The organism is Sphingorhabdus contaminans (genome assembly GCF_007280415.1).
Lineage (GTDB): Bacteria > Pseudomonadota > Alphaproteobacteria > Sphingomonadales > Sphingomonadaceae > Sphingorhabdus_B > Sphingorhabdus_B contaminans.
Map to the genome: position 1 here is coordinate 1084719 of NZ_VKKU01000002.1, position 23403 is coordinate 1108121.

Consider the following 23403-nt stretch of genomic DNA (forward strand, 5'->3'; position numbering starts at 1 on the left):
TTCAAGCAATCCCGAACGCCTGAGTTGCAAGGACGAATCCCCAGATCAGCAACAAGCCCCCCGAAATCCAGCGAATGGGTTTGAGCGGTACGATCCGGGCAAGCCGCTCACGCAGCAGGACCGCAGGAATGGTCGCAGCCATGATTCCCACAAATCCGCCAATCAGGGCCATTCCCCAATAAGGGGTACGCGCACTTTGGGCCGCAATGATAAACTGGCTTTTGTCCCCGAATTCGAGAATGAACAGCCCGAGAAATGCTGTCAGGAAAGCCGGCAGTTTCCAATCTGTGAGCGGGTCGACCGTGCGCCGCCACATCAGCATGCCCGCGCCTGCAAATATATAAGCGAGACCGGCAAACAGCTTCACCGGTGCTTCGCTTATCCATTGATCGATAACGGAACCGCCCGCGGCGGATAGGGCGCAGTTGCATAAGGTTGCCAACGCCAGTCCGGTAAGGATTGCACCATTCTTATGGTAACGCAACGCGAGCGCCGCTGCCAGAATCTGCGTCCGGTCGCCCATTTCGGCGAGAAAGACAGACAGGAATGTGGAAAGCAGTGCGTCCATGACATGCCACTAGCATCGGGGGATTAAAATCTGGAGAAAAAGATATCGGCCTGTTCGGCGTCAGTTGGGCAGGCGAACAGCCACCGATGCCAACAGCGATTGCGTCACCGAAGGGCTCAGCTGCGAACACCCGATCGCATCTTCCAATATACCGGTAAAGCTGCTGACCACCGAATCGCCACCACCATGATCGATGACGCGCTGCATCGTTGCCTCAAAAACACTCGCAATTTCGGCAACAGTTGCGAACTGGTGCACCATTGCCGTTTTCCGGATGGCTTCCAGACGGACGAGGAATTGCAGGGGATTTGTGTCAAACGACGTTAAGCGCAATGCTTCCAGCAAGTCGCTTAGCTCTGCCCGAATCAGCATTTGCCGATCATGATCCATTTCCATGGCAATGCCCCTGTGCCCTTTTGCAGAGGCAGTTTGCGCCAACATGGTTAACAAGTGGTGAAACTGTGGCTGGTATCGCAGATGCGGTGTATATCTGCCAGAATCTGGCCCAAACCCGACTCAAGGCTTGACTTTACGCGCGCGAATCCGCAAAGGCGCGCGTCTGTGAACGGGACGCGTTGTTGCGGCCGCTGTTTTTAACGAAATTCGAACACGAAGGAATGGGCCATGGCGAAGCCAGCCACGATCAAGATCAAGCTGCTCAGCACTGCTGACACTGGCTTTTTCTATGTCACCAAGAAGAATCCGCGCAACATCACCGAAAAGATGACGTTCCGCAAATATGATCCCGTCGTGCGCAAGCATGTCGAGTTCAAGGAAGCCAAGATCAAGTAAGCTTCACAGCTGCTTTTTCAGTGATCGATCAGGGCGCTTTCGGCGCCCTTTTTGATTCATGTCGCCCCTGCCCTTGCGCATGGCGGCCTTGCCTCTACATCTAGCCCAGATGCAAAAGCTTACTCTCCAATGGACCTGGGCTGCCCCTTTGTGCGCATGGCTCATGATTGCCGCAACCGCTGGCATGGCTTTGCCCGCCGGTCTTCTGGCAGCAGTCCTGATTGCAACCGTATTGGCCGCCGTGCACCATGCCGAGCTGGTGGCACATCGGGTGGGGGAGCCGTTCGGGACATTTTTGCTGGCGATTGCCGTCACCATCATCGAACTGGGCCTGATTATCACCCTCATGTCTGCGGCCGGTCCCGATGCCGCGAGCCTGGCGCGTGACACCGTTTTCGCCGCGGTCATGATCATCCTCAATGGCCTGATTGGCGCCTGCATATTTTTCGGTGCTATTGTGCATAAGGAACAGAGTTTCAAACAAACCGGTGTCAGCGCATCGCTTGCCACGCTCTGTGCCCTGACGGTGTTGACACTGGTCCTGCCCAATTTCACCCTCAGCGAACCGGGGCCTGTCTATTCACCTGCGCAACTGGGTTTTGTCGCGATTGTCTCCTTTCTTCTCTACGCGACTTTTGTTGCGGTGCAGACGGTTCGCCACCGCGACTATTTCTTGCCGGCCAAGACGCTGGCGGCGGATGAAGATATCCACGCCGACCCGCCTACAAATGCGCAGACGCTGTTCTCGGCTGTCGCCTTGCTGGCCTGTCTGGGCGCTGTGGTGCTGCTGGCCAAGACCCTTGCGCCCACTATTGAGGCGGCCGTCGCCTCGGCCGGCGCTCCGCGTGCCATTGTCGGTGTGATTATCGCGGCGCTGGTATTGCTGCCCGAAAGTGTCGCTGCCGTGCGGGCGGCGCTGGCGAACAGACTGCAGACCAGCCTCAATCTAGGCCTTGGTTCTGCGCTGGCGACCATTGGCCTGACGATTCCGGCGGTTGCCGCGCTTTCCCTGATGATGGGGCTGCCCATTGCCTTGGGTCTGGATATGAAAGGGATGGTTCTTCTGTTCCTGACATTGGTCGTGACCACGCTGACGCTCGGAACCGGTAAGACGACCGTGTTGCAAGGGGCGGTGCACCTGCTGATTTTTGCGGTCTATCTGTTTACGACCATTGTGCCCTGACGGCACCGGCATCAGCCGATAATGGCGCGCACAGCCTCCAGAAATTTCATGACCGAAACAGGTTTTGAAAGATAACCGCGTGCCCCGGCCTGAAGTATGCGTTCCTCATCCCCTTTGCCGGCGTAAGCGGTTACGGCCATGACCGGAATTGCGGCGAGCACCGGATCCTTTTGCATCGCCTCGATCAGGTCGATGCCGCTGACATGGGGCAACTGGATGTCCATGATAATCAGATCGGGGGCAAACATCCGGGCCTGCTCCAGCGCCAACCGGCCATCCCGCACACCTTCGACCGTAAACTGGTGCGCGCGCAGCAGGTCGGTGAAAAGCTTGAGGTTCAGTTCATTGTCCTCAACAATCATCACCTTTTTTGCCATGTGCGCTCTTTTCCCGCTTTGCGTTCGACCGATGCTTCGCTTAAGCCAAAGCCATGCACGAAACAAATAGCAAGTTAGAAGCGTCGAGTCTGGCGTTCCAGGCTTTGGCCTGGGCGTTGATGGACACGTCACGTGCAGACCGGTTGCTCGCCTTGACGGGACTGACGCCGGAGGGGCTTCGGACATCAATCCATCAACGGGGGACGCAAGCGGCCATTCTTTCCTTTCTGGAAGCCTATGAGCCCGACCTGATTGCCTGCGCAGAAGTTATCGGTGTGTCCCCACTGCATCTGGTCAAAGCGCGCGAGGAATTGGAAATATGAACAAGCCTTTGTTGATCTCGGACTGCGACGAAGTGCTGTTGCATATGATCGTGCCTTTTCGCGACTGGCTCGATGAAGCACATCACATCCATTTTGATCTCGTCCACGGGGACTGGGGCGAGGCCCTGCGTCACAAGCATGACGGAACGGTAGTTGAACGGGGACGTGTCTGGGATTTGCTGAACGGATTTTTCGATACGGAAATGCACCGGCAGCAGGCCATAGACGGAGCCGTGGACGCTATAAACCGGCTTAACGAAGTTGCCGATGTCGTAATATTGACCAACTTGCTGGACCATCGTGCAGGACCCCGTGCGGCGCAATTGAAAGCGGTGGGCATTTCGGCGCCGGTGTTCACCAATCAAGGCGGCAAGGGCGAAGCACTTGGCCGCATATTGGATGAATATAAGCCGAGCGTCGCGGTCTTTGTCGATGATCTGGGGCACCAGCATGACTCGGTCGGGGAGCTTTTTCCCGATGTCTGGCGGCTCCACTTTGTCGGTGAGCCGTTATTGTGGGAAAGGGTGAAGCCATCCAGGGCCGCCCATGCACGTCTGGACCGATGGGCGGACGCCGAACATTGGATCCGGGAGAAACTGGTGGCAAATGAAGCCGCACCTGCTTTGGAAAAGGGATTGTCATGATTGAAGAAAAACTGGCCGAACTGGGCATCAGCCTGCCTGAACCTGCGGCGCCTGTCGCGTCATATGTACCAACGGTCGAAGCGAACGGGATGCTGTATGTTTCGGGACAACTGCCCTTTGTCGATGGCAAGGTCGTGACCGGAAAGGTCGGCGACGCACGCAGCTTGGCCGATGGGCAACTCGCGGCCCGGGCATGCGGTATCATGCTGATCGCGCAGATGAAAAAGGCGTTGGGCGGCGATCTCGACCGGGTGGAACGGATCGTCAAACTGGGTGTGTTTGTGGCATCGACTGCGGAATTTACCGATCAACCAGAGGTTGCAAATGGTGCGTCCGACCTGATGGAGGCTGTCTTTGGCGAGGCTGGAAAACATGCTCGTGCAGCGGTGTCGGTACCTGTCCTGCCGCGCGATGCTACTGTGGAAATCGATTGTGTCGTAAAGGTGCGCGCGAATTAATGGCCGATGGCGTTGCTGCCGAACTGTTGACCCGGGTCAGCGATGTCCTGCCTGCCGAATGGGACGCACTCAACCCGCGTCGCAACCCCTTTGTCAGTCACGCCTTTCTGAGCGCGCTTGAAGAATCAGGCAGTGTCGGACCGGGTACAGGCTGGTCGCCGGCGCCTCTGATCATCCGTGACGGGGCAGGCCATCCGGCAGCTGCGCTCCCCGCCTATTTGAAAACGCACAGCCAGGGCGAATATGTGTTCGACCATCATTGGGCCGACGCCTTTGAACGGGCCGGCGGGCGCTATTATCCGAAACTGCAAGTAGCAGCGCCCTTTTCGCCTGTTCCGGGTCCCAGATTGCTGATGCGCGATCCGGCGCAGGCGGCATCGCTGCTGGCGGCGGCGGAAGCGGTGGTGGATCAGAATGGTCTGTCTTCTGCCCATGCAACTTTTATCGATAGTTCCGAGCTGGAATTTTATCGGGCGGCGGGGTGGTTGATCCGGATCGGAACGCAATTCCACTGGCAAAATCGGGACTATGGCAATTTCGACGATTTTCTGGCTGCCCTGTCTTCGCGCAAACGCAAGGCGATCCGGAAGGAACGTGTGGCGGCGCAGGCATCGGTCCGGATCGAACAAATTCCGGGGACCGAAATCACCACCGAAATGTGGGACGCCTTTTGGATTTTCTATCAGGATACCGGTGCTCGCAAATGGGGCCGTCCCTATCTCACGCGATCCTTTTTCGACATCATTGGCGACAGCATGAAGGACAGCATTGTCCTGTTCCTCGCCTATGACGACGCGACGCCTGTCGCCGGTGCGTTGAACTTCACCAGTCCGGACTGTTTATATGGCCGCTATTGGGGATGCACACGCGACATACCCTTTCTCCATTTCGAACTCTGCTATTATCAGGCGGTCGACTATGCGATTGCCCATGGCATGCCGCGTGTCGAGGCCGGGGCGCAGGGCGAACACAAGCTCGCGCGGGGCTATGAGCCGGTGCCGACTTACTCCGCGCATTATATAGCCAATGGCGGCTTTCGCGCAGCGGTTGCCGATTTCCTGGAGCGCGAGACGCAGGCTATGGAGCGTGAGATAGAATTTCTGGGCGAAATGGGGCCGTTCAAGCGGCTTTGATTTTTAAGGATCGGTACACAAAACGCCGCTTGCAATAACGGGTTTAATCGCGCAATTAAACGGGTAGAGAGGAATCAGCCATGAGCAAACCAAGCCCCCAAGAACTTGCCGATTTTGAAAAGCAATGCGACGCTTGGTTCGCCGAACATACGGTCCGCGATCCCGGATTCATGCTGCCACTGACCTTTATGGAAGTGTCCACCGACCGGCAGTTTGACTTTCTGCGCGAATGGCAGCGCAAAGTATATGAGGCTGGCTATTTCGGCATGAGCTGGCCGACCGAATATGGCGGCTATGGAATGCATCCCGAATATCAGCGGATCGCGACCCGCATCATGAAATCTCATGACGCGCCCATCATGATCAACGCGATTGCGAATGGGTGGACCGGTCCGCTCTTGCTCGACATCGGCCGGGAAGAGGACAAGCGGCGCTATATCAAACCGATGCTGAGCGCCGAGGAAATCTGGTGCCAGGGCTTTTCCGAGCCTGAGCATGGGTCGGATCTCGGCTCTGCACAGACGAAAGCTGTGCGGGATGGCGACGAATATGTCATCAACGGATCGAAAATCTGGACCTCGCTGGGCGACCGCGCGGACTATATGATCCTTCTCGCACGTACCTCGAATGACGGGCCCAGCAAATATGCAGGGCTGAGCTTTTTCCTCGCCCCGATGAAGATCCCCGGCGTGGAAACGCGGCGGCTGAAGAAACTGACCGGCGAATATGGTTTCACCCAATGTTTCTTTACCGACGCGCGCATTCCCGCATCGGGCCTTGTCGGTGAAGAGGGGCAGGGATGGATGGTTGCGATGAAGACGCTGGAATATGAGCGCGGCGCAAAGGTTAATCCGGTCGGCGGCTATTTCGTCAAGGAAATGGACGTGATGAGTATCGTCGATTTTGCCCGCACGGCAAAACGGGGCGGCAAGCCGGTGCTTGATGATCCCGTCATGCGCGACAAGCTGGTTGAATATATGATCGACATTCAGGCGCTGAACCTGAATAACCAGCGCCGCCGCATGGCACCCTTGACCAGCGACCGGCCCATGGGCCTCGCCCTGATGAACAAGCTGGCGCGCACGGAATTGGTCCGCGAACTGACGGAATTTTCGCTCCAGTTCCAGGGCAGCCGCGCAGGCTATTATGTCGGCGATGAAAATGCGGTCGACGACGGCTATTGGCACCGTTCTTATCTCAACAGCTTTTCTGCCACCATCGGTGGCGGCACCAGCCAGATTCAGAAGAATATCATTGGCGAACATGTGCTCGGATTACCCAAAGGGCGATAATGCCCCCGCCCTACCGGCCAACGAAAGGTCCGGGCGGCTATTATCAATTGGAGGATTGGATGTCTGAAGTTTTGACCCAGACGCAAGACGGCGTTCTGATTATTACCATCAACCGGCCCGAGGCGAAAAACGCGGTGAACCAAGCGGTAGCGCAAGGCGTTGCCGCAGCGATGGAGCAGCTTGACGGCGACAAAAGCTTGAACGCCGGAATCATCACCGGCGCCGGTGGGACATTCTGTTCCGGTATGGATCTCAAGGCGTTTTTGAAAGGCGAATTGCCCAGCATAAAGGGCAAGGGTTTTGCAGGTTTCATTGAATCCCCACCGGCCAAGCCGCTGATCGGGGCGGTAGAGGGATATGCTCTGGCAGGCGGTATGGAAATCGCCATCGCCTGCGACCTTTTGGTCGCCAACAACCAAGCCCAATTCGGCATTCCCGAAGTAAAGCGCAGTCTTGTCGCAGCAGCGGGCGGGTTGCTGACTCTGCCTTCGATCATTGGCAAAAGAATGGCGATGGAGCTTGCGTTGACGGGTGATTTCATTTCCGCGCAACGCGCTTATGAAATCGGCTTTGTAAACCGGCTGACAGAAGGTGCGGCCATCGACGCAGCTTTGGAACTTGCGTACAAGGTGGCGGCAAACGGCCCTCTTGCGTTGATTGCAACCAAAAGGGTCATCAACGAACGGCCGGACTGGAATTCGACGGAAATGTGGACCAAGCAGAGCGAAATCTGCGGACCCGTTTTCACGTCGAAAGATTCACGTGAAGGTGCCCTTGCCTTTGCCGAAAAGCGCAAACCCAACTGGCTGGGCGAATAAGCATGGGACATCCCGTTGTTCATGCCGCAGCTTTCCCCGACAAAGCGGCCGTCATCATGGCGGGATCGGGCGAAACCGTCAGTTATCGCGAACTGGATGAACGATCCAACCAGTGCGCCCATCTGTTCCGTTCATTGGGTCTGGGTCACGGGGACACCGTCGCCATATGCCTTGAGAACCGGGCGGAATTTTTCGACCTGGTGTGGGGCGCACAGCGCGCAGGGCTGATCTATGTGGCAATCAGTTGCCGCCTTACCGCTTCGGAAATCGACTACATCCTGAAAGATAGCGGCTCTGCCGTGCTTTTTGCCTCACCTTATCTGGGGGCCACGCTGGACCAGCTGCAGGCTCCTGTGAAACGTTACATATTGGGCGGCCAACATGCAGGATGGGAATCCTATGAAGCCGCTGTGTCGGCGATGCCCAAAACGGCAATTCCGGATGAACGGGCCGGGACCGATATGCTCTACAGCTCGGGGACGACCGGGCAACCCAAAGGCGTGCGCTTTCCATTGCCAGAGGACCCCGACATCGCCTCGCCCAATGCGCTCTCCGGTCTGGCTGCGATGGCGTTCAAATTTTCAGGCAACAGCATCTATCTCTCGCCAGCCCCCCTCTATCATGCCGCTCCTTTGCGCTGGTGCATCGCGGTTCACCGGCTTGGCGGTACTGTCGTCGTCATGGAAAAATTCGATCCGGAAGCCGCGCTTGCAGCTATCCAGAAATATAAGATCAATGCCAGCCAATGGGTGCCAACCCATTTTGCCCGGATGTTGAAGCTGCCAGCCGATGTGCGCAACGCCTATGATGTTTCGTCACTGGAAACCGCCGTCCATGCCGCAGCACCATGTCCGATTCCTATCAAAGAGGCGATGATCGAATGGTGGGGACCAGTACTGCGCGAATATTATGCCGGCACCGAAGGTCAGGGCATCACTTTCATTTCCAGTGAAGAATGGCTGACACATAAGGGGTCCGTTGGACGCCCGCTCAACGCTGTAATACATATTTGCGATGAAAATGGTGACGATGTCGAAACAGGCCAGGAAGGCACCGTCTTTTTCGAAAGCGCAGCCAAGTTCAGCTACCATAACGACCCTGAGAAAACGAAGAACGCCACCAACAAGCATGGCTGGACGACTTTGGGTGATGTGGGGCGGCTGGATGAGGAAGGCTATCTTTACCTCACTGACCGCAAGAGTTTCATGATCATTTCGGGCGGTGTGAACATCTATCCGCAGGAAATCGAAAACCACCTCGTCACCCATCCGAAGGTTCGTGATGTCGCGGTCATCGGCGGGCCGCATGAGGAAATGGGTGAAGAGGTGATCGCTGTGGTCCAGCCACTCGATATGGCTGAAGCCGGTGATTCCCTGCGGGACGAACTGACCGCTTATGCGCGGGAAAAATTGTCGGGGATCAAAATTCCGCGACGGATCGATTTCCGGGAAGAGCTACCCCGTCACGACACAGGCAAATTGTACAAGCGCCTGTTGCGAGACGAATATTGGGCCGAGAAAAAGGCGTGAGTGCAGGCCCGAAAATACCACCCGATCTGGCGGCGACGATCGTCGATCCGCTGGCCTTTGGCGCTTGGCAACCGCTGTTGGATGCCTATGCGACGCTGCGCCGTGAGGCACCGATCGCTCTTGCGGAAATTCCGGGTTACCGGCCGTTCTGGGTGGTGACACGGCATGCGGATATTCTGAAGATCAGTAAAGACAATACGACATTCCTCAACAATCCCGCGACGGTTGTTCTGGCCCCGATCATGGCCGAAATGTTTGTGTCGCACCTTATGAACGGCAGCCCGCATCTGGTAAAATCGCTTGTCCAGATGGATGCGCCGGAGCATCCCAAATACCGGCGGTTGACGCAGGACTGGTTCATGCCGGCCAATCTGAAAACGATCGAGGCAAATATCCGCACCATCGCCAAAGCCTCGGTCGATAAAATGCTGGCCATGGGGAACGAGTGTGACTTCGCGCGGGATGTTGCGTCCATGTACCCCTTGCACGTGGTCATGGAATTGCTGGGCGTTCCCGAAAGCGATGAACCGCTGATGCTCAAACTGACGCAAGAGCTGTTCGGTGGCCAGGACCCTGATCTGAACAGAACGCGGGCGGTACAGATGTCGGCTGAAGACGCTGCCAAGATCATGGCCCAGACTGTTGCCGATTTTAATGCCTATTTCGAAGCGATGGCGCAGGATCGCCGGGCAAATCCGCGACAGGACCTTGCCACCATCATTGCGACCGGGATGATCGACGGTGCGCCGATTCCCGATTATGAAAGCGCAGGCTATTATACGATCGTTGCGACAGCAGGCCATGATACGACATCGGCTTCGACCGCCGGTGCCATGTGGGCGCTGGCGCAGGATCCGGATCAGTTTGCAAAGGTAAAGGCGGATCGCACATTATTGCCCGGTTTGATCGAGGAAGCCATCCGCTGGACGACTCCCGTGCAGCATTTCATGCGGACGGTGGCGACAGATACCGAGGTGGGAGGCATCGCCATGAAAGCCGGCGACTGGCTGATGCTTTGCTATATCTCCGGAAATTATGATGAGTCGGTGTTCCCCGAGCCGGAACGCTTTGATGCCACGCGCAGTCCCAACCGGCATATTGCCTTTGGTTCGGGCGCACATCAATGTCTCGGCTTGCATCTTGCCCGATTGGAGATGAAGATATTGTTCGAAGAATTACTCGACCGGCTGGATTCGGTCGAACTTGCTGGCGAACCAAAGCGGTCGCAATCGACTTTTGTTGGTGGACCGAAAACATTACCGCTGCGCTTCAAAGCAGCTTGAACGAGAGAGGATGCTCCCATGGTAACGCAGTATAAAAATCTTATTGGCGGCGAACTGGTCGACAACGGAAAATGGATTGATGTCGTCAATCCGGCGAACGAACAGGTTATCGGACAGGTTCCCGATTGCGGTCAGGCCGAACTCGATAAAGCCGTTGCGGCGGCGCGCGCCGCATTCCCCAAGTGGAAAAAGACAAGCGTGGAGGAACGGCGCGCCTGTTTTGCGAAAATGGCCGACGCCATCAAGGCAAATAGCGATGAATTGATGCGTCTTCTGACAAGCGAGCAGGGCAAGCCCCATATGCAGGCTGGCAGTGAAATTGCCGGTTGTGTTGGCATGACACGGGCGCTGCCGACGCTGAATCTCGAAGAGAAGATCAGCGAAGACAGCGACAAGCGTCTTAGCCGTACCCGCCGGGTTCCGGTGGGCGTCGTAGGGGGCATTGTGCCGTGGAATTTCCCGGTACTGATGGCTGTGCAAAAGATTGTGCCGGCCTTGCTGTCCGGCTGCACCATGGTCCTGAAGCCTTCGCCTTTCACGCCGCTTGCAACATTGCGGATGGCCGAACTGATTGCCGATGTGTTCCCCGCAGGCGTTCTCAACATCATTACCGGTGGCGATGCTCTCGGGCCGTTGCTGACGTCGCATCCGGACATCGACAAGATCACATTCACCGGTTCGACCGCCACGGGCAAGCGCGTGATGGAATCGGCGTCGAAAGATCTGAAACGCATCACGCTCGAACTTGGCGGAAATGATGCCGCGATCGTGTTGCCGGATGCAGATGTCGCCAAGGTCGCCGAAAAGCTATTCTGGGCGAGCTTCTACAATGCCGGTCAGGTCTGCATCGCGGCGAAGCGCATTTATATCCACGAAGATATCTATGACGAGCTTTCGGCAGCGATCGCGGCCTATGGTGCTGCTGTGAAAGTCGGTGACGGTGCGGAGCAGGGCACGGCTATCGGTCCGATCCAGAACAAGCAGCAATATAACCGCGTTCTGGAACTGATCGCCGATGCCAAGGAAAAGGGATATAAATTCCTGATCGGTGGCGACCATGATCCGTCCATTCCCGGCTATTTTGTTCCTGTAACGGTACTCGATAACCCGCCCGAAGACGCGCGCATCGTAGCCGAAGAACAATTTGGTCCTGTCATGCCGCTGATGAAATTCTCGTCGGTCGATGAAGTCATCAGTCGCGCCAATGCGTCCGATTATGGCTTGGCCGGTTCGATCTGGACCAGCAACCCCGAAGCCGCCGTTGAAGTTGCAGAGCAGTTGGAGACCGGTACGGTCTGGATCAACGAGTCGATGCATCTCGCCCCCAACGCCCCCTTTGCCGGTCACAAGCAATCGGGCTTCGGTGCGGAATTGGGCGAAGAAGGCTTGTTGGAATTCACCTATCCGCAAGTCATCACCATCGCGCGGGAAGCCGCCTGAGCCGGCCTCACCCTTTTGTCAGGGTGAAGCATGACAATCTCAACTTGACTCTCCTCGGCCAAAGTTTAATCGTCTGATTAAATTTTGACCCATAGGAGAGTGAAGATGGCAGATGCCTATATTGTAGACGCAGTGCGTACCGCCGGTGGACGGCGCGGAGGTAAGCTCGCCGGGGTGCATCCCGTCGATCTGGGCGCCGCCGTGCTTGATGCCATTGCCGACCGCAATGATTTTGACCCCGCCGCGATTGAAGATGTCATCATGGGGTGCGTGATGCAGGGCGGCGAGCAGGCCGGTGACGTCGGTCGCAATATCGTGCTCGCTTCGAAACTGCCAAACTCCATCCCGTCGGTGAGCATTGACCGTCAATGCGGATCGTCGCAGCAGTCAATGCAATTTGCCGCACAGGGCGTGATGTCCGGCACCCAGGATATCGTTCTGGCTGCCGGGATTGAAAGCATGACACGCGTCCCCATGGGTTCGACGTCGATGCTGTTCAAAAAAGAAGGTCTGGGCACATATAAGAGCCCACGGCTCGAAGAAGCCTATCCCGGCATCATGTTCAGCCAGTTCATGGGCGCCGAAATGCTCGTCAGAAAGCATGGCTTTAGCCGCGAAGACCTGGATCGCTTTGCGCTCGAATCGCATCAAAAGGCAAAGGCTGCAACGGAAGCAGGCGCCTTTGCGAATGAAATCGTCGGCGTCGAAGTGGAAACGCCCGAAGGCAATATCATCCATAATAGCGATGAAGGCATCCGCTATGATGCTACGATGGAAAGCATGGCGGCGGTCAAGCTTTTGCAGGAAGGTGGTTCGATCACGGCTGCCAATGCCAGCCAGATTTGTGACGGCGCAAGCGCCGTGCTGATCGTGTCGGAGCGTGCCCTGAAAGAACATGGACTGACCCCGCGTGCGCGCATCGTGAATCTGACTGTGACGGCAGGGGACCCTGTCATCATGCTTGAAGAACCACTCTTTGCGACTGACCGCGCATTCCAGCGTTCCGGAATGAAGATTGACGATATCGATCTTTACGAGGTCAATGAGGCCTTTGCCCCCGTCCCGCTCGCCTGGTTGAAGCATACCGGTGCTGACCGGTCGAAAATCAATGTGAATGGTGGCGCGATCGCACTGGGCCATCCGCTCGGCGCATCGGGCACAAAGCTGATGGCGACGCTGCTCAACGCGCTTGAGGCGCGCAAAGGCAAATATGGCTTGCAGACGATGTGCGAAGGCGGTGGCCAAGCCAACGTCACGATCATCGAGCGCGTATAACGCACATCAACGAAAAGGCAGTCACCCTGAAATAGGGTCGGGGTGACTGTAAAACATAAGGAAAGACACAAAGATGAAACTGGATTCCTCAATCGCCGCCGTGGTTACCGGCGGTGCTTCTGGCCTTGGCGAGGCAACGGCTCGTCAACTGGCCGCCAAAGGCGTAAAGGTCGCAATTTTCGATTTGCAGGCCGACAAAGGTATGGCCGTTGCTGCCGATATCGGGGGCATTTTTTGCGAAGTGAATGTTACGAGCGACGAAAGCGTCGATGCCGGTTTTGCCAAGGCGCGTGCAGCGCACGGTCAGGAACGGATTCTGGTCAATTGTGCCGGGACCGGCAATGCAGCCAAAACGGCCAGCCGATCGAAGGAAGACGGTTCCATCAAGCATTTCCCGCTTGATGCTTTTGACCGGATCATCCAGATCAACCTTGTCGGCACATTCCGCTGCATCGCCAAATCGGCAGCCGGCATGCTGACACTGGACCCGCTGGAAGATGGAGAACGCGGCGCGATTGTAAACACCGCTTCGGTTGCGGCAGAAGATGGCCAGATGGGGCAGGCGGCCTATTCGGCGTCCAAGGGCGGCGTTGTTGGCATGACTTTGCCGATCGCACGTGACCTGATGAGCGAAGGCATTCGGGTCAACACGATCCTGCCGGGTATCTTTAACACACCGCTGATGAACGGTGCGCCGCAACAGGTGAAGGATGCGCTGGCCGCATCCGTGCCTTTCCCCAAACGTCTCGGCCATCCCGAAGAATATGCGATGGTTGCGCTGACCATGATCGAATGCGGCTATTTCAATGGTGAAGATGTGCGCATCGACGGCGCCATCCGCATGGCACCGCGCTAAGGCCGTGACCGACTTTACCCAGATCCGTTATGACGTGGCCGACGGCATCGCCACCATCACGCTCAATCGTCCGGAAAAGATGAACGCCTTCACCAATGTGATGATGCGGGAAATGTGTTCGGCTTTTGATTTGGTGGATGCCGATGATGCCGTCCGTGCGGTCATCGTAACGGGTTCGGGGGAGCGGGCATTCTGTGCAGGCGCGGATCTGACGCCTGAAGGTGGTGGCGATGTCTTTGCCAGCGGATCGAAAGTCGAAACCCTGTCGGACGAGCGGGTGCGCGATTCGGGCGGGCGGCTCACGCTTCGTATCTTCCAATGCAAGAAACCGGTCCTTGGCGCGATCAATGGAGCGGCGGTCGGCATCGGCGCGACAATGCAATTGCCGATGGATTTCCGGTTGGCGAGCGAAACCGCACGGTTCGGTTTTGTCTTCGCACGCCGTGGAATCGTTCCTGAAGCAGCATCGAGCTGGTTTCTCCCGCGATTGGTGGGGATGCAGCAGGCACTGGAATGGTGCATGACGGGACGCGTTTTCGATGCGGCAGAAGCGTTGAAGGGGGGATTGGTCCGCTCGGTCCACGCCCCTGCTGATCTGTTGCCTGAGGCGCAGAAACTGGCGCGCGAAATTGCGGACAATACCGCACCCGTCTCGATCGCACTCACCAGGGCGATGCTATGGCGCCTGCCCTCCGCAGATCATCCAATGGCCGCGCACCAGATCGACAGCCGCGCCATATACCGCCGTGCCCGGTCCGGTGATGCCGCGGAAGGCATTGCCAGCTTTCTTGAAAAACGCACGCCCATTTATCCGGATAAGATATCCACAGATTTGCCGGACTTCTTCCCTTGGTGGGACGAACCTGCTTATAAGTGACGCTACGGCAGGGAGGCAATGGGGACCATATGGCGAGCAGCGGACCAAAATTGATTAGCGACGCACCGGAAAGCGGAAACGCCCGTGACCAGTTGATTGAGGCCGCAAGCCAGATCATGCGTGACGGCGACACCATTGATTTGTCCTTGTCGGAACTGTCGATGCGTGCCGGTCTCAATAGCGCGCTCGTCAAATATTATTTCGGGAACAAGAATGGCCTGATGCTGGCCCTGCTCGACCGGGACATGGGCAATATCGTCCACGGGCTCGGGGCTCTGGTGGCCAAGGATATGCCGCCGGAGGAAAAGCTGCGCCTGCATATTGGTGCAGTGATCGATACCTATTACGCCTTCCCCTATTTAAACCGTCTGCTGATGCGCATGGTGCGCGATAGCGCGCCGATTGAGGCTGCCCGGATTGCCGATCTTTACCTCCGTCCAATATCCAAGGCCTATGACACGCTGATCAGTGAAGGGGTAAAAGCGGGCAAGTTCCGGAACATTGACCCCCAGTTTTTCTATTTCACCGTCACCGGTGCGGCGGACCGTTTCTATTCCTCGCGCCTGGTATTGCGGCATTGCTATAATCAGGACGATTTTAACGAGAATATGCGCGACCGCTATCGCGACCACACTATCGAGCTCATCATGCGCGGTCTGTTGGTCTGACACCCGACGTCACGGGCTAGAGATCGAGTGCCCGCCTGATTTCGTCGCCGTCAGCATCAAGCATCGGGGGGTGGGCGTAATTGGTCGCCGGTGTTCCGGCATAATGCACCGGATGTTTCATGGTCCGGTATTTCCCGAGTTCGGGACTTTCCAGTTCCTCGAAAAAGCCGACGTCGGCCAGATGCGGGTCCGTGAGCACATCGGCCATCCGGTTATACTTCATCGCCGGTATGTCGTTTTCCGCCAGCAAATCGAGCCATTCGTCCGTTGTGCGTTCCGCCGTGACTTCCTCAATAAGGGTATAAAGCTCGCCCGTATGCTTGGTCCGTTCCTGATAGGTGGCAAAACGGGGATCATCAAAGACACCCGGCCGTCCACCCAGTTCAAAGAACTTCGCCCATTGCCGGTCGTTATAGGGCACGATCGCGATGAAGCTGTCCTTGGTGGGATAGGGTCGCCGCCGCGGGTTGACCGACCTCGTATAGCCCATGCGCCCATTTCCCGGGATGAAGGTTTCGCCCCAGAGATTTTCGACCATATGAAACCATGTGAAGCATTCGAACATCGGGACCTGCACAAATTGCCCGCCCTTCCCGTTTGCGCGAGCAAGCAAGGCAGCCATGGTGGCATTGGCAGCGAACAGGCCACTGACCTTGTCGGCAACCAGAGATGGCGCATAAGTCGGCCTTCCGCCGTCCCGTTGTTCGCTCAACGCGGCAAAGCCCGACGCGGCCTGAATGAGATCGTCATAGGCCTGCCGCTCCCCATAAGCGCCGCCTGCTCCAAAACCGGCGCAATGCACATATATGATGTCGGGGTTGATCGCCTTGACGGTGTCATATCCAAAGCCGAGGCGTTCCATGCCGGCCATCCGCACATTGTGGATGAAGACATCGGCCTCTTCCAGCAAGGCGGCAAGTACGGCCTTGTCCTCGGGCTTTTTGATGTTGAGGTTGATGGCTTTTTTGTTGCGGTTCAGTGCTGCAAATATTGGGCCATGCTGCTTGGTGGGCGAATCGCCTGCATGGCGCATCAGATCGCCCGGTGTATTTCCTTCGCTGTTTTCGATTTTGATGACCTCGGCCCCAAGATCGGCCAGCTGCACGGTGGCATAGGGGCCCAGCACGACCGTCGCCATGTCGACTACCTTGATGCCCTTTAAAGGTCCTGTGGGCTCTTTATCCCATTTCAGCTTCGGCCAGGCCGCCATCACACTCTCCTTTATCCTTGCATCACCTGCTAGCATATTTAAGCGTACAGTTAAGAACTTTATGAGAGGAATATCGGGTGGGATTTGATGCACATGCTCCCGTCATCATTGGCGTAGGTGAAGCAAGCCGCAAGTCGGTATCAGGTGAATGGCCACGTCCGGTCGAGCTTGCGGGCCAGGCTATAAAGGCAGCGCTCGCCGACACGGGCCGGCCGGATGCTGTCGCTGCCGCTGTTGATGCAGTCGCGGCAATCCGGACGTTTGAAGACAGTGGCATTTCCATGGGTACCGGTTCGCCTGATAATGTCCCTGAAGCCTTTGGTGCGGCGGGGGGAATATCTGCCGCTCGGTTGATCTATGCCGATGTTGGCGGCCAAAGTCCGCAGGCAATGGTCCACGAACTGGCGGGCGATATCCGGCGAGGGGAAACCGGATTGGCCGTTATCGTTGCCGCTGAGGCAATGGGCACTGCCAAAAGGGCACGTAAAGCAGGTGTGCAACTGGACTGGCGTCTTGCGTCGGATACCGGCTATGACAATCGCCTGTCGACATTTCCGATACTGAGCCGTGCCGAAATCCGGCATGGCATAATTTCCATGCCGCTGGCCTATTCGCTGCTTGAAAATGCCCGGCGCTTGGGTCTTGGACTTTCGCGTGACGATTATCAGGTTCGCATGGCCGAATTGAGTGCCGCCATGTCGGAGGTGTCCCTGACGCGCGAACATGCACAATTTGCAAAACGGTTCACCACGGGCGACCTCGTCAAAGGTAGCGAAAGCGACTATTGGCTAACCGATATCTATCGCAGATGGCGGGTTGCACAGGATGCCGTCGATCTGGGAAGCGCGATTATTCTGACCAGTGCCGGCAAGGCGCGTGAACTGGGTGTCGCGGACGACAAGATGATCTGGCTTGCCGGGTCCAGCGAAACCAAAGAGTCGCCCTATAGCGAGCGCAAGGACATCACCCACCCGTCCGCGCTGGAATATGCGCTGCATGCGGCATTGGACCAGGCTGGGTTTGAGGCAGCGCAGCTCGGGTCGGTCGATATCTATAGCTGTTTTCCTGTCGCGGTATTTGCTGCGGTCGATGCCCTTGGTGACCCTGCCCGGGCTCTGGGCGATTACACCATTACTGGCGGACTCAATTTCTTCGGCGGGCCGGGCAATGGCTATGCGATGTACAGCATCGCTGCCGTCGTGGAACGCTTGCGGCAGGATGGTAGCAAGCCGGCCCTGATAACCGCCAATGGTGGCGTGATGTCCAAACAAGCCGTCGGCATTTACACCGCAAGCCAGCCGCCGCGTCCATGGACCGGCGACACCCGTTCTGCCTACCAACCCGAAGCAGTTGTACTGGACGAAGCACCGCAAGGTGCCGGACGGGTCCTGACCTATACCCGCCCGGTTGCCAAGGATGTTGCAGGCCCGGCAACATTATTGCTCGAAATGGAAAATGGTGCCCGCGCACTTGCGGTGATGGACGATGCCCCCGAGACCGATCTGGGCGGTGTGAAAGTTACCGTTACACCGCACGAAAAGAGACATAGCGCTACTATATATTGCTAATGTCCGGTTCAGGTTGCTACAGTTAACACTCCTCCAAGGAGAAAGATCATGCACAGCAAGTTGATTCTCGCGCTCGCCTTGCCCTTCGCGGCGCTTACCGCATGTGGCGATGTCGATAGCACCCCCAAGCCTCTGACGGAAAAACAGTCCGAATTGCTGACCAAAGAACTGGCGGGCAAGGTAGCAGGTGCGCCGGTCAACTGCATCAGCGATTTCAACAGCACCAATGTCGTGCGCGTCAGCGATGACATCCTGCTCTATCGGGTGTCGGGCAATCTGGTTTATAAAAACACCTTGCGCAGCAGCTGCCCCGGACTCGCGCGGGACAGCGATATCATGGTGACGGAGCAATTTGGCGGCCAGAAATGCCGGGGTGACCTTGTAAAGCTGGTCGACCGGACAAGCGGTATCCCGGGGCCAGTATGCAGCCTTGGTGAATTTGTACCTTACCGGAAAGACAAGTCAGGCAGCTAAATCACCAACCTTATTTTCAGCTTTTAAACGTCATTGGTCCGGTATGACTTACACCCGGACCCAAATAAGCGTGAATTTCAAACCCTGCACGCTTAACGCGGGTACAAAAACTATAATCCTCGGAAAGATGCCCAAGTTCATCGTCCGTTACATTGTTGAAAAAGCCATAAGTTGCTTGGCTGAAGTTGGGCATTCTCGTTAGCATTTTTAAGGCGATTCCTTGGTCGATAATGGACTCCAACACCGCTTTCTTAAGAATGTAAAAACCGGTGCCGATGAATTGAACTTTTCCAATAGAGCCATAGGAAGGATTGGTGGGATTAGATGTAGTGCCGACAAAAGGTGCCGCTGCATACTGCGCGTTTCGTCCGCTTTTTCCAGACAGAATGGCGGCTTCAAATGCATTGAGATCTAATGTTCGCTGTGGCTGATAGACGGCCAGAAAGTCAGCTTCATGATCTAACAGTCGTTCGAGCACGGAGATTTCAACGCCTATGTCATCATCAATCCCAATAAACTTGTCATGCGCACTCGCCAAAAAATGGGCCGCCAAAATGTTGCGGGCAGTTCCAACTTCGGCATTTGAAACGCTAACAAAGCTGTAATCAATATTCCGATTTCTAAAAATAAGACTTAAATTCATCAGCGTCGTTGTCGTTTCGACGGACATGGATCCGCGTCCAGCGGGGACGCCTATGAGGATGGACATTCAAATTTCTTTCACTCTTGTGAGGCATGCGCATCCCCATTAACGCATGCAGGAATGTAGCTTTCTTAGACCTTCTGGAAACAACGGCAATATGCATTATTGGCAAAGAACCTGTAACTTATAGAAATTTCTGATTAAATTGTCGGGGGCGTTACTTGTTCCCACTCAGAAAATCAGCCAGTTCCTTTGCGAATTTTTCCGGTTGGTCCAGCATGATGAAATGATAGCTGCCCGTGATCTGGATGGCTTTCAAATGGGGCGTTCCGGCATATTGCGGCAGGAAGGCCGCAGTGGATTGTTCGACGGTCATGGCCCGGTCATCCTGTGCATAGAGCAAGGTGACCGGCGCGCTGATCTTGGGAAGTTCGGGCCGCATATCGGTCGTCATGACATCTATTAGAGCTTGCGCGACAACGCGGGGGTCCGAATTCCGGCTCCACCGGTCAACTGTCATACGGCCCCGGGGTGTGTTGGTCAGCCCGCCCGCCTGGCTTTGCGGCCCGGGATCGCGGCCTGTATCGACCGGCTTCGGCTGACCATAGGCCGACCGGATGGAGGCGGCCAATCGTTCGGCCTGGGGACGGACGAGATCGACCGTGGCGGCGGGATGGAATAGGGTGCCGATAAAGGGCAGTGCATCCACGACCATGACTTTCTGGACAAGATCGGGATAGCGGGCTGCAATCATCAACGCCGACAGGCCACCTAAGGAATGGCCGACGATCAGCGGTTTCTTCCCTCCACCGGCCATGATCCGGTCAGCGATATAGTCGCCCAGTTCGCGGACGAACGGTTCCAGAACAGGGCCTTCGCCATTGGCCTCAGCAGCGTCGCCAAATCCCCTGATCTGCACCACATGAAGCCGGATGCAAGACCGCTGCGCCATGCGCGTCGCGTCCCATATTTCGCGCGGCGTTGCAAGGCCGGGTATTAGAATGAGGTCGTCGATATTTTCCCGGGCGGGACCTTCGATTTGGACACTGAAATGACGTCCGTCATAGGTTGAACGCTCAACCGCCACCGTCGGGTTTGCGCTGCATTGCGGTGTTTGCGCCCATGACGATACGGGCAATATGACGGCCATGGAAGCAAGGACCAGGGGCAGGGCGAATTTCACATTCAGTCTCCAACGCTAAAAAAACTCAGTCGCGTAGAAAAATCGCTTCGATGGCCAGATCAAAAACATCGGCGATACGAAAGGCGAGGGGCAGCGACGGGTCATATTTACCGGTCTCGATTGCATTGACCGATTGGCGCGACACGCCCAGAGCGTCGGCTAGATCCTGCTGGCTCCAGTCGCGTTCGGCGCGCAGAACCTTAAGCCGGTTCTTCATGCTTTCCAGCGCGCAATCGGTCCGGCCAGACCCAGCATGGCAAACCATATGACGCCCATCCATTGAGGCCCCGTTGCCACGACATCATAGACCTGCAGAAACTGCCATACCGTGACAATCACCAACGTAAATGCGGTCGCGAACAGGGTCTGTTTGGCAAACAGGAAGCGCTGATATTCATCGTCCGTTTCTACCAATAACCGGAATATCGCCCAGAACACGCCAATCACAGGAAAGGCGGTAATCAATGCCAGCCCGATTTTCGTTGCTTGTCCGTGGGCAGCCCCGCTGCGGGCAAAACTAAGACTGGCGGTCAGGATTACGACATAAGATGCCATGAACAGCAGGATGCGTATGCTGTACCGGCGCATATAGGGAGCCATGCTGTTCCAACCTGCCATGTCAATGAACCTTTAAATTAAGACAAGTTACCTTTACATGACATGGCCATAATGTCAAGCGTCCTTTGCACGTTTGGCAGCAGAGCAGCGCTGGAGGGGCATTGCGCACGATTTCTGCGGGGTTGCGGCATTGGTCGCAGGCTGGCAAAGGGGCACTTCTTAAACACACCAGAAAGTTAGTTTTTCCCATGTCCGAGATGATCCGCGTCACCCTTCCCGATGGCTCCGCCCGTGAAGTGCCCAGCGGAACTACCCCTGCGGATATTGCCGCCGCCATTGGACCGGGTCTTGCCAAGGCCGCTCTTGCCGCCCGCGTGGATGGCGAGGTGCGCGACATCATGCGTCCGCTTGAATCAGATGCCCAACTCGCCCTCATTACCGCGAAGGACGAGGCGGATGCGCTTGAACTGGCGCGCCACGATTATGCGCATATTCTTGCCGAGGCGGTGCAGGCATTGTTTCCGGGCACGCAGATCACATTCGGGCCCGCCACCGACGACGGTTTCTACTATGATGTGATGGCGCCTGCCAGCCGCGGACCGTTCACGCTCGATGACTTGCCGGTGATTGAGGAAAAGATGCGCGAGATTATCCGCGCCGACAAGCCGTTGCGCCGCGAGGTCATGTCCCGTGACGCTCTGATCGCGACATGGGCTGCGGCGGGCGAAAGCTTCAAGGCAGAATGGGCGCGTGAATTGCCCGATGGTGAAGAGCTGACGGTCTACTGGTCGGGCGATGACTGGATGGACATGTGCCGCGGCCCGCATCTGGCATCGACCGGGAAGCTTGACCCGCAGGCGTTCAAGCTGACGCGCGTCGCCGGTGCCTATTGGCGGGGTGATCAGAATAACGCGCAGTTAAGCCGCATCTATGGCACCGGCTGGCTGAATAAAAAGCAGCTTGATGCGCATCTCGTACGTCTTGAAGAAGCGGCAAAGCGCGACCATCGCCGTCTGGGACAGGATATGGATCTGTTCCACCTGCAGCAGGAGGCACATGGATCGGTCTTCTGGCACCCGCATGGTTTCACCATCTGGCGGCAACTTGAATCCTATATGCGCCGGGCTATCGACGCCGCGGGCTATCAGGAAGTCAAAACGCCTCAGGTCATGGACGCGCGTCAGTGGGAACAGTCCGGCCACTGGGGCAAATATCGGGAAAATATGTTCGTGATTCCCGACGAGGTCCCGAATACCGAGGATGAAGGCCCTGTCATTTCGGGCAACGCCGACTGGATGGCGCTGAAGCCCATGAACTGTCCCGCTCATGTGCTGATTTTCCGGCAAGGCATCAAATCCTATCGTGACCTGCCGCTCCGGCTTTATGAACATGGCTGCTGCCACCGCAACGAACCGCATGGCGCGCTGCATGGCCTGATGCGGGTACGGCAATTTACGCAGGACGATGCGCATATCTTTTGCCGCGAGGACCAGATTGTTGCCGAGGTGCAGGACTTCTGCGCATTGGCGGACCGGATCTACAAGGATTTCGGCTTTACCTATTCGATCAAGCTCGCGCTTCGTCCTGAAAAGCGGTTCGGGTCCGATGCCGATTGGGACAAGGCGGAAAACGAACTGCGTGATGCCGTTGTGCGCGCTGGCCTTGCGACCGAAGAATATGGCTGGGAAGAACTGCCCGGCGAAGGCGCCTTTTATGCGCCCAAGCTGGAATGGCATCTGACCGATGCAATTGGACGCACCTGGCAAGTGGGGACGATCCAGTCCGACCGTGTTTTGCCCGAGCGTCTGGACGCAAGCTATGTCGGCGAAGATGGCGCCCGCCACCGGCCCGTCATGCTGCACCGCGCCATCTTTGGGTCCTATGAGCGGTTTATCGGAATCCTGATTGAACATTATGCCGGCCGCTTCCCGGTCTGGCTCGCACCCGTGCAGGCGGTGGTCGCGACAATCGTGTCGGATGCCGACGGCTATGCTGAGCATGTCGAGGCGAAGTTGAAAGCCGCCGGGATCCGGGTCGAATCCGACCTGCGCAATGAAAAGATCAACTATAAGGTGCGCGAGCATAGCCTTGCGAAGGTTCCGCACCTGCTGGTGGTCGGCATGCGCGAGGCGGAAGAGGGCAAGGTTGCCATCCGTTCGCTCGGGTCGGAGGGGCAGCGCATCATGACAGTCGACGAAGCGGTCGCGCTGCTGATCGCCGAAGCGACCCCCCCGGATTTGCGTGCTTAAGC

The 23403-nt window shown here is 56.8% G+C and carries 26 protein-coding genes; 18 read left to right on the top strand and 8 right to left on the bottom strand.

The window, feature by feature from the left end; all coding sequences use genetic code 11:
• Position 1: 1 nt before the first annotated feature.
• Together FOM92_RS13445 and FOM92_RS13450 are read right to left on the bottom strand one after the other, a co-directional pair.
• Positions 2 to 568, bottom strand: coding sequence for a TMEM165/GDT1 family protein (locus FOM92_RS13445; protein WP_143777343.1), 567 nt, complete (start codon positions 566 to 568; stop codon positions 2 to 4).
• 60 nt (positions 569 to 628) lie between these two features.
• On the bottom strand, positions 629 to 964 hold the full coding sequence (locus FOM92_RS13450; protein ID WP_143777344.1) for a hypothetical protein: 336 nt from the start codon (positions 962 to 964) through the stop codon (positions 629 to 631).
• Between the two features lie 228 nt (positions 965 to 1192).
• Between FOM92_RS13450 and rpmG the strand changes: the two genes are divergently transcribed.
• Together rpmG and FOM92_RS13460 are read left to right on the top strand one after the other, a co-directional pair.
• Positions 1193 to 1360: a 50S ribosomal protein L33 gene (gene rpmG, locus FOM92_RS13455; protein WP_125229418.1), complete on the top strand. Its 168-nt coding sequence runs from the start codon at positions 1193 to 1195 to the stop codon at positions 1358 to 1360.
• A gap of 163 nt (positions 1361 to 1523) precedes the next feature.
• Complete coding sequence (locus FOM92_RS13460) at positions 1524 to 2543, top strand: calcium:cation antiporter (RefSeq protein WP_246087301.1); 1020 nt, start codon at positions 1524 to 1526, stop codon at positions 2541 to 2543.
• An 11-nt stretch (positions 2544 to 2554) separates the two neighbouring features.
• On the opposite strand, the gene FOM92_RS13465 is transcribed toward FOM92_RS13460, so the two are convergent.
• Positions 2555 to 2920 carry a response regulator gene (locus tag FOM92_RS13465; protein WP_143777346.1) on the bottom strand — a complete coding sequence of 122 codons (366 nt, stop codon included), beginning with the start codon at positions 2918 to 2920 and terminating at the stop codon, positions 2555 to 2557.
• Positions 2921 to 2973: 53 nt separating this feature from the next.
• Here FOM92_RS13465 and FOM92_RS13470 point away from each other — a divergent pair, with 53 nt between their 5' ends.
• The 13 genes from FOM92_RS13470 (at position 2974) to FOM92_RS13530 (ending at position 15516) form a co-directional block, all read left to right on the top strand.
• Entirely contained in the window at positions 2974 to 3243 is a 270-nt protein-coding gene (locus FOM92_RS13470) for a DUF3572 family protein (protein WP_143777347.1), read from the top strand.
• Complete coding sequence (locus tag FOM92_RS13475) at positions 3240 to 3887, top strand: HAD family hydrolase (protein ID WP_143777348.1); 648 nt, start codon at positions 3240 to 3242, stop codon at positions 3885 to 3887. The genes FOM92_RS13470 and FOM92_RS13475 overlap by 4 nt, the downstream gene beginning before the upstream one ends.
• A complete protein-coding gene (locus tag FOM92_RS13480; RefSeq protein WP_143777349.1) occupies positions 3884 to 4345 on the top strand; it encodes a RidA family protein in 462 nt (153 codons plus the stop codon). Before FOM92_RS13475 ends, FOM92_RS13480 begins: the two co-directional genes overlap by 4 nt.
• Positions 4345 to 5478, top strand: coding sequence for a GNAT family N-acetyltransferase (locus tag FOM92_RS13485; RefSeq protein ID WP_143777350.1), 1134 nt, complete (start codon positions 4345 to 4347; stop codon positions 5476 to 5478). Before FOM92_RS13480 ends, FOM92_RS13485 begins: the two co-directional genes overlap by 1 nt.
• 80 nt (positions 5479 to 5558) lie before the next feature.
• The gene (locus tag FOM92_RS13490) at positions 5559 to 6770 is read left to right on the top strand and encodes an acyl-CoA dehydrogenase family protein (protein ID WP_143777351.1); all 1212 of its coding nucleotides are present in this window, start codon (positions 5559 to 5561) and stop codon (positions 6768 to 6770) included.
• Between the two features lie 59 nt (positions 6771 to 6829).
• A complete protein-coding gene (locus FOM92_RS13495; RefSeq protein ID WP_143777352.1) occupies positions 6830 to 7588 on the top strand; it encodes a crotonase/enoyl-CoA hydratase family protein in 759 nt (252 codons plus the stop codon).
• A 2-nt stretch (positions 7589 to 7590) separates the two neighbouring features.
• The gene (locus FOM92_RS13500) at positions 7591 to 9117 is read left to right on the top strand and encodes an acyl-CoA synthetase (protein ID WP_143777353.1); all 1527 of its coding nucleotides are present in this window, start codon (positions 7591 to 7593) and stop codon (positions 9115 to 9117) included.
• A complete protein-coding gene (locus tag FOM92_RS13505; protein ID WP_143777354.1) occupies positions 9114 to 10400 on the top strand; it encodes a cytochrome P450 in 1287 nt (428 codons plus the stop codon). Before FOM92_RS13500 ends, FOM92_RS13505 begins: the two co-directional genes overlap by 4 nt.
• Positions 10401 to 10418: 18 nt before the next feature.
• Positions 10419 to 11840: an aldehyde dehydrogenase family protein gene (locus FOM92_RS13510; RefSeq protein WP_143777355.1), complete on the top strand. Its 1422-nt coding sequence runs from the start codon at positions 10419 to 10421 to the stop codon at positions 11838 to 11840.
• Between the two features lie 105 nt (positions 11841 to 11945).
• Positions 11946 to 13115, top strand: coding sequence for an acetyl-CoA C-acetyltransferase (locus tag FOM92_RS13515; protein WP_143777356.1), 1170 nt, complete (start codon positions 11946 to 11948; stop codon positions 13113 to 13115).
• A gap of 73 nt (positions 13116 to 13188) precedes the next feature.
• Positions 13189 to 13971 (top strand): SDR family NAD(P)-dependent oxidoreductase, encoded by a 783-nt coding sequence (locus tag FOM92_RS13520; protein ID WP_143777357.1) that lies wholly within the window; start codon positions 13189 to 13191, stop codon positions 13969 to 13971.
• Between the two features lie 4 nt (positions 13972 to 13975).
• Positions 13976 to 14848, top strand: coding sequence for a crotonase/enoyl-CoA hydratase family protein (locus FOM92_RS13525; protein ID WP_246087302.1), 873 nt, complete (start codon positions 13976 to 13978; stop codon positions 14846 to 14848).
• Positions 14849 to 14877: 29 nt separating this feature from the next.
• The gene (locus tag FOM92_RS13530) at positions 14878 to 15516 is read left to right on the top strand and encodes a TetR family transcriptional regulator (protein ID WP_143777358.1); all 639 of its coding nucleotides are present in this window, start codon (positions 14878 to 14880) and stop codon (positions 15514 to 15516) included.
• Between the two features lie 16 nt (positions 15517 to 15532).
• On the opposite strand, the gene FOM92_RS13535 is transcribed toward FOM92_RS13530, so the two are convergent.
• Positions 15533 to 16726 carry a CaiB/BaiF CoA transferase family protein gene (locus FOM92_RS13535; protein ID WP_143777360.1) on the bottom strand — a complete coding sequence of 398 codons (1194 nt, stop codon included), beginning with the start codon at positions 16724 to 16726 and terminating at the stop codon, positions 15533 to 15535.
• 77 nt (positions 16727 to 16803) lie between these two features.
• Here FOM92_RS13535 and FOM92_RS13540 point away from each other — a divergent pair, with 77 nt between their 5' ends.
• Both FOM92_RS13540 and FOM92_RS13545 read left to right on the top strand, forming a co-directional pair.
• Positions 16804 to 18294 (top strand): hypothetical protein, encoded by a 1491-nt coding sequence (locus FOM92_RS13540; protein ID WP_143777361.1) that lies wholly within the window; start codon positions 16804 to 16806, stop codon positions 18292 to 18294.
• Between the two features lie 48 nt (positions 18295 to 18342).
• A complete protein-coding gene (locus tag FOM92_RS13545; protein WP_246087303.1) occupies positions 18343 to 18768 on the top strand; it encodes a DUF6491 family protein in 426 nt (141 codons plus the stop codon).
• A 16-nt stretch (positions 18769 to 18784) separates the two neighbouring features.
• Here the strand turns inward: FOM92_RS13545 and FOM92_RS13550 are convergent, their stop codons facing one another.
• From FOM92_RS13550 to FOM92_RS13565, 4 genes are all read right to left on the bottom strand, one after another.
• Complete coding sequence (locus tag FOM92_RS13550; RefSeq protein WP_143777362.1) at positions 18785 to 19438, bottom strand: hypothetical protein; 654 nt, start codon at positions 19436 to 19438, stop codon at positions 18785 to 18787.
• Positions 19439 to 19628: 190 nt separating this feature from the next.
• Positions 19629 to 20594 (bottom strand): alpha/beta fold hydrolase, encoded by a 966-nt coding sequence (locus FOM92_RS13555; RefSeq protein ID WP_246087304.1) that lies wholly within the window; start codon positions 20592 to 20594, stop codon positions 19629 to 19631.
• Between the two features lie 25 nt (positions 20595 to 20619).
• Positions 20620 to 20811 carry a helix-turn-helix transcriptional regulator gene (locus FOM92_RS13560; RefSeq protein ID WP_143777363.1) on the bottom strand — a complete coding sequence of 64 codons (192 nt, stop codon included), beginning with the start codon at positions 20809 to 20811 and terminating at the stop codon, positions 20620 to 20622.
• Positions 20808 to 21212, bottom strand: a complete 405-nt coding sequence (locus FOM92_RS13565) for a hypothetical protein (protein WP_143777364.1) — start codon at positions 21210 to 21212, stop codon at positions 20808 to 20810. Before FOM92_RS13565 ends, FOM92_RS13560 begins: the two co-directional genes overlap by 4 nt.
• 188 nt (positions 21213 to 21400) lie before the next feature.
• Here FOM92_RS13565 and thrS point away from each other — a divergent pair, with 188 nt between their 5' ends.
• On the top strand, positions 21401 to 23401 hold the full coding sequence (thrS, locus tag FOM92_RS13570; protein WP_211347410.1) for a threonine--tRNA ligase: 2001 nt from the start codon (positions 21401 to 21403) through the stop codon (positions 23399 to 23401).
• The last annotated feature ends 2 nt before the right edge of the window (positions 23402 to 23403 follow it).